The sequence below is a fragment of the Flavobacterium sp. AC267 genome (assembly GCF_979258715.1).
The window spans coordinates 4,643,080-4,657,049 of sequence record NZ_OZ409875.1 but is presented as its reverse complement, the minus strand read 5'-3'; the positions used below and the strand labels follow the sequence as shown (position 1 = coordinate 4,657,049).

The following is a 13,970-nucleotide window of genomic DNA, read 5'->3' as shown; positions in this document are numbered from 1 at the left end:
TTTTTTTAGAAGAAACGAGGGGTTGTCATTTTACCATTGTTTTTGAAGAATTCAAATCGCAGAAAAATTTCATGTGATCCAGAACTGTAGTTTCTTAAATTGGTGGTTTCATTGTCATATCCATAACCAATATATAATCCGTCACTAATTTGAAATCCCGCCATTGCACTTACTGCAAGCATCCCATCTGTAAGCAACTCCCAAAGTTAATTTTTCAAAAAACATAAAATTTGCAGATACGTCGACTTGAAGCGGTGCTCCTTCGACCATTTTAGTTAAAACTGCTGGCTTGAATTTTACTTCTTGAGAAAAATCAAAAACGTAACCTCCTATTAAATAATAATTTATTTTGTCTTTATAAATGGCTACATCATTATCATCATAGCGATTTGTTTGAATGAAATTTGGAACCGATAATCCTATGTAAGCTTTGTCAGAATGCCAGTAAATACCAGCACCGACGTTTGGAGAAAAATCATTGTCTAGATTCTGAAATTGCGTGTCGCCTTGAGTCTCGGGATTTAATTTATTTATATCAAGATTAAAAATATCCGCTGTACCTTTTATACCAAAAGAAAGTTTCCATGTTTCAGAAGTAGGTACGCTATAAGAAAGATCTACAGAAAATTGATTTTCGTTTGTGGGGCCAATTTTATCGTTAACTAAAGATACTCCAAGACCAATATTACTATTGTTTATTGGGGTGTTAACAGAAATTGTATTGGTTTTAGGGGCGCCATCTAATCCGACCCACTGATCGCGATGTAAAGCAAATATGCTTAATGCACCACGAGAACCAGCGTATGCAGGATTTATGTTTATTGTATTGTACATGTACTGGGTAAACTGTGCATCTTGCTGTGCATGCCCTATATATGTCACTAATAAAATGATGAAAAAAAATAGTTTTGTTCTCATAATAGATGATTTTATTGCCATTGATTTTAACGTACTGTAAATCAAATAGTTTTTTTTGTTTAATAAATGTTATTTAGACAAATAGAGATACCCGTCTAGTTTATTATCTTGGATATTGTTCTGCCCATCAAGTGATTTGTAATTAATGATATAGAAGTAAGTACCAGTTGGTAAACCATCAGATTGCTTAACCGTGGTTCTGCCTCTAGAAGTTCCATCGAACATATTGGTTGTATTGTTATAGTTTGTGGTTTCAAAAACCAGAACTCCCCATCGATTATATATTTCAACCTTATTTTCGGGATAACAGATTAAATCATCAATATTGTCAATTTTAAAAATATCATTCATTCCGTCGCCATTAGGAGAAAATGCATTACGAGCCAAAACATTTCCGCAGGCCAATACTTTACAGTCATTATTTACTTCCATATTTAAAGTGATTGTTCTTGGGCATTTTTCGTCAGCTATTAAATAGTCAAAAGAATAATTTCCGAGTGCCAAACCAAAAGGATTAAAAATACTTCCTTGAAGGGTATTTGTATTATTTTTATCAACCCAAGTTCCAGTAATAGGACTGCCCGTTGGAAGTAAATCAGTCAAGTTGATTAGCGATGAATCATCATTACATGCTGTACTTAAAATTTCTGTAACACCATTTGGATTTACTGTAATAGTTACAATTGCCGTATCGCAGTTTTCAGAACTCAATTTATCACAGATTCTATAGTTGTAAGTGTAAGTTCCTGCTGGTGTTAAACTTGAAACGGTTACATTTCCAGAGCTGTCAATTGTAATATTTGGATCTGTTTTAGCACTATTGTTTTCTGTAAGAAGTGTAAAGTTTACTAACGCTAACGTTGCGGGACTAGCTCCTTTAAAGTCATTGCTTAATACGTTTCCAACAAGTCCAAAAGTATTGCATCCGATATTGATATAATTGTCATCATTTGCGACTACCGGAGTTGGCAGCGAAGGAGGAGTTGATACGATTACCGTCACAATAGCCGAATCACAGTTTCCAAAATCTGCTTTTTCACAAATTTGATAAGTCAATGTATAAGTTCCCGCGGGTGCATTAGCCGCAACATCTATAGATCCATCAGGGTTTAGGGTTATTACTCCTTTTGGGTCTGGGGTTACAGTGGTTAATGTAACATCGGCAGGATTTACCGGAGTGTTATTTAATATATCGTTAGTAAAAACGTTTATGATATTCGTTACCGCTCCAGATCCTGTAATTGGTGCTGGGCTGTCATCATTTGCAACAATTACAAATGTAGGTCTTGCAATACAATACGGATCAGCTGGCGGATAATTTACTGTAATAGTTTCAGTTGGATTTAAAGTTAGGATCAAATTAGCTGTAGGACGAAATTTTTCAAATCCGTCTGCGCCTTGTACCCATTTATTATTTTCAAAAATCCATCCCGGCCAGTCAATTCCTTTTCCAGTTCCGTCAACAACAGCTCCAGGCCATAATAAACGACCGCTTAATGGTAAATTTGTAAGGGTTGTAACAACGTTATTGCTGTTGTCTGCCCAAGAAATTGTTAAGCCGTTTATAGGGGTAAAGTTTACAGGAGTTACTACATAATCAACATACGGAACGTCATTAACACATATTGGTGTAGCCGTTACTGTCATTTTTGGTGCTTCTATTGTAATGGTAACTGTTGCTGTATCACAATTATCGGGTTGATTTGTTTCACAAATTTGATAGACCAGCGTTAATGTTCCTACAGGTGCATTTGGTAAAACGTCTACAGAACCATCAGGATTTAAGTTTAAATATGTATTTGGAGTTATTGTGGTTAAAATTACATCAGCTGGTTTTACAACTACGCCGTCAAGAGTATCGTTTGAAAATACATTTATAACATTGGTAACAGTATGGTTTACGCCGGCAATAGGTCCTGCATTATCATCATCAGCTACGATCTTTTTGTAGACTTTACAATTTACGGTAAAGGTTTGAACCAGTTCTGTTTTATTTCCAGCACAATCGGTTAAAGTATATGTTCGAGTTAAAATATAGACGTTTCCATCACATCCATTATTAGTATCTGCAAAAGTTACATTTACTGATGAACTGCAATTATCCGCGACATCTTTTATGTCCGTTGGACTTCCAGCAGGAATTAAATCAATGCTTGCTAAGTTAGTTACATTCGCAGGAGCTGTGCCTGTGGGAGCCGTTTTATCTCTTACTGTAATTATTTGAGTGTAAGAAACTGTATTGTTGCCGCAATCGCTGGTTTTCCATGTACGGGTTAAAGTATAATTTGAAGGGCATCCATTTTGAATATTTGATTTTGTTTCAGAAAATACTATTGGTAAACTGCCATTACAATTATCAGAAGCATTCATTTCTGCAGGTTCAGGAACTGCATCGCAAGATACTTCCGTATCAAGCGGAAGGATTCCAGTAAATATTGGCGCAGTTGTATCTTGAATCGTAATCACTTGTGTGAATGTGTCAGAAATGTTTCCACAGTCATCTTTCACAGTCCAAGTATTGGTATAAGTTCCAGCATTTCCGCAATTAGCAGAAGCTGTAAACTGACCGCTCATTTTTACAATATTGGTAACATCATTGTCGCAGGAATCAGAAGCAGTTGGAAATAAAGCTTGAGCGTCTGTCAAAGCTGGCGCGTTGCCGCATTCAATTGTTTTATCTAAAGTTCCTGCTTGAGTTGTCCAAATTGGAACTGTATTATCTTGTACAATTATGGTTTGACTAACTGGAAGCGAAATATTGCCGCAAGCATCTTTTGCAGTCCAGGTTCTTGTTTTAGTATAGGATCCAGCACAATTTCCTGTTGTTATACTATCTACATAAGTTAGAGAAGAAATAGTTCGATTATCGTCTGAGGCAGTGCCTGCTCAAAAACTGGTTCTACTGGACAATTAATTGTTGTGGTTTGTGGTAACGGATTTATTATTGGTTTAACCGAATCGCCATCTAAAATTACAAATGATTCAGAAATACTACATCCATTTGCATCTGTAATAGTAACAGAATAATTTCCGGCGGTAAGATTATTAACTGTCGCTTTTGTTTGCGTAGGATTTGTATTCCAAAGATAATTATATCCAGTAGTTCCTCCAGAAACTGTAACTGTTGCTGTACCATTATTGTCACGCTGCAAGTAACATCTGTTTGAGTTTTTACCGCACTAAGTACATTTTGAGGTCGCGAAATTGTAACCGTACAAGTTGTAGTGTAACCTAATTTATCTGTAACAGTAACAGTATGTAAACCCGCATTCAGAGCGAGTGCCTGAGCGGTTGTTTCGTTATTATCCCAAAGGTAAGTATAGTCACCATTACCACCAATAGCAGTTACAGTTGCTTTACCCGTATTTTCTCCAAAACATTTAGCGGGACTGTCCTGCAAAATCTTGCAAGAAAGTATATTTGGTTCTGTTATAGTAACGGAACAGGTTGTCGTACAGCCTTTAGAATCGGTTATGGTAACCGTATGTAAACCTGCATTCAAAGCAATAGCTTGAGCAGTTGTTTCCTTATTATCCCATAAATAAGTATAACCGCCATTTCCTCCAATTGGTGTTACTTTTGCCTCTCCATTACTTAATCCATTTGCAGTAACCGATTTGTTTTGAGTAATCGAACAGCTTAAAGCAGTATTTGGCTGTACAATAGTAACAGAATTCGATTGAGAAGAACAAGAATCTGTTACGGTTAAAGTATAAGTTCCCGCAGGCAGATCTGAGACCGAAGCTGTAGTTCCGACTTCAAAATTTGCGCTGTTTTTCCAAGAATAAGTCACTGTCCCAACTGCATTTGATACCGCGCCAGCTGTTACAGTTCCGGTACTTTCACCAAAACAAGAAACATCTGTTTTAGAAGAATTATCCAAAGCTAAACACGCACTTGGCTGTACAATACAAATTGTTAGTGTTCCTTGACAGCCATTTTTATCGGTTGATGTAACCTCATAGTTTCCAAATCCTAAATTATTTAGGGTTTGAGAAGTACCAGCATATACAGCGCCATCTTTTTTCCATGAATAAGTATATGGTGCGACTCCTCCAGAAGCATTGTTTACAGTAATTGATCCCGTAGATTGATTAAAACATTTTACATTCACATGAGAAGCTTTTAACTCTGTAACGGTAACAGTACTTTTTGTAACTACAACTGGTTTTATATCGTAACAATTAGAGCTATTGGTTCCTTTAATGTAATAAGTACCAGGAACAGTTGCTTTAAAATCTGTATACGGAATTGTAGCCGTTTCGTTGGCCCAATACGTATACGTTAATCCTGATGTGCTTCCAGCAGTGATACTTGAAGTGGTTAAATCTACTGAAGTCGCTGGCGCACAAATAGGAAACGGGTTAGTTATAGTTATTGTTGGTTTTGAATTTATATTTACTACTATCGCTTTTTTAGGACCAATGCAGGCATTAGTTTTTCCTTCAGCAACATAATAGGTATATTGTCCCGCAACAGCAGTTGAAGGAGTTAAGGACTGTCGCCCTGTTGAAGACGCAGTTTCGTAATAGTATAATGTATATTCTGGTTTACTTGGTACAGCAGTCAAAGGAACTGCAGTATCACCAACACAATAATTTATAGGATCTGTAACAGTTGGTTTTGTTGTAATGCTCTCTATATTGATGGCAAATTGAAAAAAGCATCCACTATCAGCTCCGGGAGGAATTGCGTAATAAGTTGAATTTCCTACTGTTGCAGGGAAGGTATTGTTAATTGTATATTGTGTGGTTGTTCCTGCCACTACTGGATAAGCATTGTAAAATGTAGATCCAGGAGGAAATGAACCTGTTACATCTGTAATTGATATTGATGATGCATTATTGCAAAACGTAAAAGCAATTGTAGGCGAAGTCGACTGACAATTAGCATTAGTATAATTGGTAGAATTTATTGTGGTTTGAAGCGGTGCAGAAATTGCTGTTCCCATGCAGTTTCCAGACGAAGTATAACCTAAAATTAAAGATTTGTTATTTACAGATACGCCAGAATTTATACCTTGTCCGCTTAACAAACCGTTTACTTGAATTACATTGCTTTGCAGTTCGAATTTTTAAGCAAGGCACAGTTTTCCGTAGATTTTAGTTTGAATGTTAATTCGGCTAAAACAGTAGTAGGATCAGAAGGTAAGGGCAGTGAACCAATATTCCAAACAATAGATCCGTTTGCACCAATTGTAGGTTCATACGTCAATGAATTTGGAGTAGGTGCGGGACTGAAATTTATAGTTTTTGCTAAACTTCCATTAACAAATGAAGCGTTATACGGAATTGGAATTACAATTTTGCTGTTTTGTACAGCTTCAGAACCTCTGTTTTTAATTTGTATTTTATAACCAAGTTCTTCACCAGGTAAAACATCGTATGGACCAGCTCCAGCAGAATTCCCATTAATTGTCGTAGCCGTAAGCGTGCCTTCAATCTCTGGAACATAAGCATCGACTGCCATAACAATTGAAAATATACTGTAGGTGTCAATAGTCGATCCATATTTAAAAGTGGTAGACGTTTGATTGTTTCCAATTATATCTTTTGCACTATTTGGAAGATCAAACATACTAATATCAATTCCTGAATTATTGACCAAATTCGGATTTCGGGCATTTCCTCCAGTATTAATTGATGAATTAAAGAAATTATTTGTTGAATTTCCTGCTCGGCTTAAGCTTAGATAATTGTTAGTATTCAGTTTTCTAATTTGAAAATAATCGCCATCATAATTAACATCACCTTCACCTGCCATAACACCAAGCTTAATACCAACTGGTCCCGATGTAACAGAATTAAACCCAGAAACTGGAATAGTATAATTTGCAGTGGTTTGATTTTGTACAAAAGCATGACCATCAAAAACGGTAATATCTCTATTTTTCATGTTAGAATTTTCGTAAACCACGACCAAACCCCATCCAGCATATTTTCCTATCGCGCCTCCATTAGATCCTTCAGTTGCGGCAATATTGGCGACAAAATATTCCCCAATTCCGTTTGTTTTCACATAGTCGGTAACTTCAGCATAAGCTGTAAACATATTATTATCAGCATTTGTTGGAAAATAAATATCAGAAGCAGTAAACTCATCATAAGAAGTATCATTAGGCCCTTTAAATAAAATTTTTCTTTTGTTTAAAGTTTTGGTCACACCATTTTTAGTCACATTGAAAGAATCTGGACTAGTGCTGGCATCAGAAACTCTTCCTGTCCAGTACAAACCCGCATAAACAATGTTATAGCAGTTTGTTAGTTTCGTTCCCCCATCATTCAGTAAATCTAAAGTAGCCGAAGAAGAGTTATGAGTTTGATTATCATTATCCTTATCCACATAAATCATTGGATTTGATGCGTTGGTTCTGTCTACAGCATAATTCTGCAAAGTCAAATTCGTGTTTCCAATCATCGTAAAATCCCCTTTAATTTTATAGATTGTTTTTTCAGGAGAGTACGAAGAAGTTCTTTCTTTAAATGGTTTAATTACTTGCGCATTTATTTCAGTTGTACTAATAGTCAGTATTAAAAAGAAATAAAAAACCGCAAAATATGGAGAGTATAGTTTTTTCATAGTCATAAGTTTTTTAAATTATCCGCCTATAGAAATTTTATAAAGAAGAACATATTTTGAAGTATTATTTTTAATCAAATTATTGATAACAGAAGGATTTGTTTCGATTTCAGAAACGATGAAGATATATTTCAACTTTCCAAAACCAGAGAAAGAATTCAAGTCAATAGACTGATTTAAATCTGAAGCCTTTTCAATTTTAATTGTTGCGATTTCAATATCGTTTTTTAAAGAAACAGAAGAGTTAAGGCTCTGGATAGAATTAATATCTGAGAATAAAGAAGTAGGCTGTTCACCATAAACCGTTATTTCGCTTGAAGAGGCATAGACGGCAGATTGTAAATCATACAAAAGATGGTTGAGGTGGCTAAGATTAGAATCCTGTCCAGAATTTTCCAAGTTCATTAAGTAAGAATCCACATTTTCAGTTTGAGAAAATGAAAAAGTGGTAATTAAAAAAAACAGGACAAAAAATATATTTTTTTGAAAGATGTTCTTTTTGAAAGAAAAAATAAACTTACAATTATTGACAAATTTTACTGCTTTTGCAAGAGTAGATTTAGTTCCCATAACTTCAGATTTTGTTTTAAAGTATTAATAGTATTTTAACAGAATCAAAGTTATATGGTAGGTTTATTTTTGATTTTTTTTGTCTGTAACTAACCTAAAAACTCGTTGAAGTGTTCTTTTTGTAAAAAAAACAGCGTCGAAAAGCACTTTTTTTAGCCTGATAAAGTAATTTTTTTTGAAGTATTTTTTTGCTTTTTTGATCAAAATTATTCTTTTTTAAATATTGTAAATGACTAATAATCAAATATTTAGTTAAAATTATATAAATATTAATAGTATCGATCAAGTACTTATTTTATAGACGAAGTACATAAAATTGAAAATTTTGAGTTTTATATATTTTAGTGTCATTCCCGTTTTACGAAGTCCAGATTCTTGTTAAAATTTGGATTAAATGTTAACGGAAATAAAAAAAAGAAAAGGTTTAAAATATCTTTTGTAAATTAGAACTTAATTAAAAATATAAGCCTGCAGATCAGGTTTTTAAAATTGCTCCTTATGAAAAATCTCATTTTAATACGTCATGCTAAATCAAGTTGGGAAGCACCATTAAAAGATTTCGATCGTCCGCTGATGAAAAGAGGAATCCTAGATGCGCATGATGTATCATTACATATTTCAGATTATCTGCCTAAAACCTTTATAATTTGGAGCAGTACTGCGGCGAGAGCTTCGGAGACAGCTTTAATATTTGCACAAAATCTTTCTTATCCTATAGAAAGCATCATTTATAAGGACGACCTTTATACTTTTGATGAAAAACAACTCGAAAAAGTTATCAAATCGTGTGATAATAGTTTTGAAAGCGTTATTCTTTTCGGACATAACGAGGCTATTACAAATTTTGTTAATAAATTTGGGGATGTTTTTATAGATAATGTTCCAACATCGGGCTTTGTCTCCCTGCAGTTCGATGCAGACAACTGGAATACTATCAATAAAGGCAAAACACATAAAACTATTTTCCCCAAAGATTTAAAATAATTACAGTGTACGAACAGAAATATATCGATAGAGAAAAAAGCTGGTTAGCGTTTAATGCAAGAGTGCTTCAAGAAGCGACAGATAACACGGTTCCGCTTTTAGACAGACTGCGTTTTGTTGGAATTTTTTCAAACAATTTAGATGAATTCTTTAGAGTTCGCTACGCGACCATTCGTAGATTAAGTCTCTCTGGGATTTCTGGCGAAAAATATCTGGGCGGTGTTTCTGCTCAGCAGTTAATTAAAGATATTACAGAAATTGTAATTCAGCAACAATCAGAAAGTTTACGTATTCTAGGAAATATTGAAGCAGAGCTTGAAGCCGAAAATATTTTTATTATCAACGAAGATCAGATCACGCCTAAACAAGAATGTTTTCTAAAAGACTTTTTTACACAAAAATTAAGTCCTGAATTGGTAACAATCATTTTGAACGATCTGGCTGTTTTTCCTATTTTAAAAGACACATTGGGTTATTTGGCAGTTCGTTTGGAACTTAATAACGATGAAGTTCGTTACGCTTTAATCGAAATTCCAAAAAACATAAATAGATTTGTTGTTCTTCCTTCTGATGATGAAAAACAATATGTAATTCTAATTGATGATGTTATTCGTTTCAAACTGAAAAATATCTTTAATATATTCGATTACAAAACAGTATCTGCACACATGATCAAAATTACTCGTGATGCACAATTAGATATTGATAGTGATTTGAGTAAAAGTATGCTCGAAAAAATCGCGACATCTGTAAAAGATCGTAGAATAGGTGAACCCGTTCGTTTTATTTATGATAGTTTAATTGAAGAAGATACTTTGCGTTTCTTCTTAGACAAAATGAAAATTGTAGAAACCGACAGTATAATTCCGGGAGGAAGATATCATAACCGTCGTGATTATATGAGTTTCCCGAATTTAGGACGTTTCGATTTGTTGTATAAACCAAATGAACCGCTTCCAGTTCCAGGTTTAAGTTTGGACGGAAGTATTTTGGAGAAAATCAGTAAAAAAGATTATTTAGTACACGCTCCATATCAGTCTTTTTCATATCTGACAAAATTTTTGCGTGAAGCGACTTTAGATCCAAAAGTTACCAGTATTAAAATTACTTTATATCGTTTGGCTAAGAACTCGCAGATTATTAGTTCGCTGGTTAATGCCGCTAAAAATGGTAAAAAGGTCGTGGTGCAGATTGAACTTCAGGCACGTTTTGATGAAGCTTCGAATATTTCATACGCAGAACAAATGCAGACAGAAGGGATCGAACTTATTTTCGGAATTAAAGGCCTAAAAGTACACAGCAAAATTTGTGTTATTGAAAGAACCGAAGAAGGAAAAAATCGTCGTTACGGCTTTATTTCAACAGGAAATTTCAACGAATCTACTGCTAAAATTTATACAGATGTAACCCTTTTTACGTGTCATCAAGGAATTTTAAAAGACACATCAAAAATATTTGAGTTTTTTGATATTAATTACAGAGTGCATCGATACAAACATTTAATCGTGTCGCCTCATTATACAAGAACCAAATTTATAAAACTGATTGACCGCGAAATTCTGCATGCACTGGCAGGTAGAAAAACACATATAAAATTAAAAATGAATAGTTTATCCGATTTTAAAATGATCGATAAATTATACGAAGCTAGTAATGCCGGCGTAAAAATACAGCTTCAGGTAAGAGGAATTTGTTCGTTAATTCCAGGAATTCCAGGAATGAGCGAAAACATAGAAGCAATAAGTATCGTCGATAATTATTTAGAACATTCTAGAATTTATATTTTTGGAAATGCAGGTTTAAACGAAGTATACATTTCATCAGCCGATTTTATGACAAGAAATCTGGATGGAAGAGTCGAAGTAACCTGTCCTATTTATGACCTTGAAATTAAAAAAGAATTAATAGATAATTTCAACATTGCCTGGAAAGGAAATGTAAAAGTAAGATATCATTCCTATAAATTAGATAATAAATATAAGCCTAAGAACCATCATGCCCCATTTAGAGCACAATTTGAAACCTATAAATATTATCAAGATAAATTTGCAATACTAGAAGAGGTTCCTCAAAAAGTAAATTAATAACAATACCAATTTCAAAATCATAAATTGAGCATGATTAATATTAGGAAATTTGCGGCGATAGATATCGGTTCAAATGCCATGAGGCTATTGATATCGAACGTTGTAGAACAAGATGGCAAAGAACCGCAGTTTAATAAAAGTTCCCTTGTTCGTGTACCAATTCGTTTGGGACAAGACGCCTTTACAGTTGGAGAAATTTCACCAGAAAATATAGATCGAATGGTTGATGCCATGAAAGCATTTAATCTTTTGATGAAAGTACATAAAGTAGAACGTTATATGGCATTTGCAACTTCAGCGATGCGAGAAGCTTATAATGCAAAAGAAGTGGTGGCTCTAATTAAGAAAAAAGCCGACATTAAAATCGAAATTATCGATGGTAAAAAAGAAGCGACAATTATTGCTTCTACAGATTTGCATCATTTACTAAAAACAGACGAAACCTATCTTTTTGTTGATGTTGGAGGCGGAAGTACCGAGTTTACTCTATTCTCTGATGGAAAAATGATCAACTCAAGATCTTTCAAAGCGGGAACAGTTCGTTTATTAAATAATATGGTTCACGATGTAGTTTGGGATGAAATTGAAAAATGGATTCGAACTAATACGGCCGATTACGAAGAGGTAACTCTAATTGGTTCTGGAGGGAATATCAATAAATTATTTAAAATGTCTGGAAAGCGGCAAGAAAAACCGCTTTCGTACATTTATATTAATTCGCAATATGCTTTCTTGAATTCATTGACTTACGAGCAAAGAATCGCCGAATTAGGCTTAAACTCTGATCGTGCCGACGTTATTATCCATGCAACACGTATTTACCTAAATGCAATGAAATGGAGTGGTGCGCGCCAGATTTATGTTCCAAAAATCGGACTTTCAGATGGAATCGTAAAAGCAATGTATTACGGTAAAATTTAATGAAATCTGTCTTTCAGTCCATTCAGGATTTTTCTGCGGAAGAATTAGATCTTTTAAACGATTTAATTACGTTCCGTACATTAAAAAAAGGAGCTCTTTTATTGACTGAAAATCAGGTTTGTAATGAAATAGTGTTTATAAAAAAAGGAATTCTTCGTTCCTTTTTTATGAATCACAAAGGCGATGAAATTACCAATTGTTTTGCTTTCGAAAATGAATTTATGGCTTCTTTTGCAAGTTTTATAACCGAAGAAAAAGCCGAAGAAAGTATTCAAGCTTTAACAGATGTGGAAGTACAAATTCTGGACCGCAAAGCCTTAGAAAAATTATATCAATCAGGTTCTAACTGGCAGGAAGCAGGTAGAAAACTTACCGAATTAGAATTTGTAAATCTGCATAAAAGAATGGTTTCTTTTCAGAAATTATCTGGTGCACAGCGTTATGAAGAACTTTTTGAGAATCATCAAAAATATATTCAATTAATTCCATTGCAATATTTAGCTTCCTATTTAGGAGTTACACCAAGACATTTAAGCCGAATTAGGAAAGCAGTTTTGTGATTATTTTGTTTTTCGCCGATTTTGCAGATTGAGCGGATTCTTTCTTCTCAGTTAATAAGCTAAAAATAAATCTGCTTAATCTACAAAATCTGAGAGAGAAATAAATTTTTCAGGACATTTGTCCAGTAAAATAAAATGTACTAAAAGTATTTTTGAAAAAACATTAATATGAAAAAAATACTGATTATAAACGGACATCCAAATCCCGAAAGCTTCAATTTTGGAATCGCTGAATCTTATAAAAGCGGTGCTGAAGCTTCTGGAGCCGTTGTAGAAACCATTACAATTGCAGCGCTAAACTTCAATCCAAATTTAAAATTCGGCTACCAAAAACGAACAGAATTAGAACCCGATTTACTCGAGTCTTGGAAAAAAATTAAAAGAGCAGATCACTTAGTTTGGATTCATCCCGTTTGGTGGGGCGGACTTCCTGCTATTACAAAAGGTTTTATTGATCGCTTATTTCTGCCAGGAATGGCTTTTCAGTATCGGGAAAACTCGGTTTGGTGGGATAAATTATTGAAAGGAAAAACAGCGCATATTGTTACCACTTTAGATCAGCCAAGCTGGTATTATCGCTTGTTTTATGGAAGACCAAGCGTAAATCAGTTAAAGAAATCTACTTTGGAATTCTGTGGTGTAAAACCCGTAAAAGTCAGCTATATTGGAGTTATTAAAGGTTCTGAAGAAAAGCGGCGAAAAAAATGGCTTGAAAAAGTTTATAAATTCGGACTGCACCAAAAATAGTTTGTGACTACTGCGACTCTAATCATTCAATTCTAATCCAAATGTTGAACGCAAAAGTTCAATGTTTGGATTGATTTCTAAGAAACGATTGTATCTGTCTTGGTCGTTATAACTTCTTTTTAATTCTATTTTCTCATTCACAACAACTTCAATTGTGATGTCATGATTATGTAAATGTCCTTTCAAATGTCCCAAAAGAGCATTCATCTGACTTTCAAATTCTAGTTTAGAACCTTCGTTTGGCAGTTCGTAAATGATTTTTGTTCCATCCAAAACAGGATCGTTGATCAATAGAATAGATTCCATAATCTTGAAACCTTTTTGTCCTAAACGCTCTGCAAATTTGTTCCAATGCAATAACATTTCAGTTTCTGTAAACTCCTCAGTTAGTAAGACAGATGTAGGTTTTACGTACGATTTTGTACTCGCTTCTAATTCCTTTTTCTTGCGGATACTCGCCAAAGAAAATGCAGAAACTTTTGGAGTATTACTTGTTTCGGTCTTCGGAGTTTCTGGAGTCTGAACCTTCGGAGTTTCAGCGACCGGAGTTACATTTGCAGTATTTGAAGCGACGAGATTTATCATTGTCATTTTGATTGACATT

The 13,970-nt window shown here is 34.3% G+C and carries 10 protein-coding genes and 2 pseudogenes; 5 read left to right on the top strand and 7 right to left on the bottom strand.

From position 1 onward, the window contains the following. Positions 1–5: 5 nt before the first annotated feature. From ACZZ95_RS24695 to ACZZ95_RS24670, 6 genes and pseudogenes are all read right to left on the bottom strand, one after another. A pseudogene (locus tag ACZZ95_RS24695) lies at positions 6–918 on the bottom strand (PorP/SprF family type IX secretion system membrane protein). Between the two features lie 69 nt (positions 919–987). Continuing rightward, a complete protein-coding gene (locus tag ACZZ95_RS24690) occupies positions 988–3,564 on the bottom strand; it encodes a gliding motility-associated C-terminal domain-containing protein (RefSeq protein WP_463471115.1) in 2,577 nt (858 codons plus the stop codon). 197 nt (positions 3,565–3,761) lie between these two features. Continuing rightward, positions 3,762–4,070, bottom strand: a complete 309-nt coding sequence (locus ACZZ95_RS24685) for a SprB repeat-containing protein (RefSeq protein WP_463471114.1) — start codon at positions 4,068–4,070, stop codon at positions 3,762–3,764. 152 nt (positions 4,071–4,222) lie between these two features. Next, positions 4,223–5,869 (bottom strand): annotated as a pseudogene (locus tag ACZZ95_RS24680) (SprB repeat-containing protein); the annotation flags it as partial. Between the two features lie 98 nt (positions 5,870–5,967). Then, complete coding sequence (locus tag ACZZ95_RS24675) at positions 5,968–7,497, bottom strand: hypothetical protein (protein ID WP_463471113.1); 1,530 nt, start codon at positions 7,495–7,497, stop codon at positions 5,968–5,970. An 18-nt stretch (positions 7,498–7,515) separates the two neighbouring features. Next, positions 7,516–7,917: a hypothetical protein gene (locus tag ACZZ95_RS24670; RefSeq protein ID WP_463471112.1), complete on the bottom strand. Its 402-nt coding sequence runs from the start codon at positions 7,915–7,917 to the stop codon at positions 7,516–7,518. Between the two features lie 648 nt (positions 7,918–8,565). Here ACZZ95_RS24670 and ACZZ95_RS24665 point away from each other — a divergent pair. The 5 genes from ACZZ95_RS24665 (at position 8,566) to ACZZ95_RS24645 (ending at position 13,366) form a co-directional block, all read left to right on the top strand. Next, entirely contained in the window at positions 8,566–9,051 is a 486-nt protein-coding gene (locus tag ACZZ95_RS24665) for a SixA phosphatase family protein (protein ID WP_463471111.1), read from the top strand. Between the two features lie 5 nt (positions 9,052–9,056). Further along, positions 9,057–11,135, top strand: a complete 2,079-nt coding sequence (gene ppk1, locus ACZZ95_RS24660) for a polyphosphate kinase 1 (RefSeq protein WP_463471110.1) — start codon at positions 9,057–9,059, stop codon at positions 11,133–11,135. 33 nt (positions 11,136–11,168) lie between these two features. Beyond that, entirely contained in the window at positions 11,169–12,059 is an 891-nt protein-coding gene (locus ACZZ95_RS24655) for a Ppx/GppA phosphatase family protein (protein WP_463471109.1), read from the top strand. Then, entirely contained in the window at positions 12,059–12,619 is a 561-nt protein-coding gene (locus ACZZ95_RS24650) for a Crp/Fnr family transcriptional regulator (RefSeq protein ID WP_463471108.1), read from the top strand. Before ACZZ95_RS24655 ends, ACZZ95_RS24650 begins: the two co-directional genes overlap by 1 nt. 168 nt (positions 12,620–12,787) lie before the next feature. Continuing rightward, entirely contained in the window at positions 12,788–13,366 is a 579-nt protein-coding gene (locus tag ACZZ95_RS24645) for an NAD(P)H-dependent oxidoreductase (protein WP_463471107.1), read from the top strand. An 18-nt stretch (positions 13,367–13,384) separates the two neighbouring features. On the opposite strand, the gene ACZZ95_RS24640 is transcribed toward ACZZ95_RS24645, so the two are convergent. Next, entirely contained in the window at positions 13,385–13,969 is a 585-nt protein-coding gene (locus ACZZ95_RS24640) for a DNA polymerase III subunit gamma/tau (RefSeq protein WP_463471106.1), read from the bottom strand. Position 13,970: the final 1 nt, after the last annotated feature.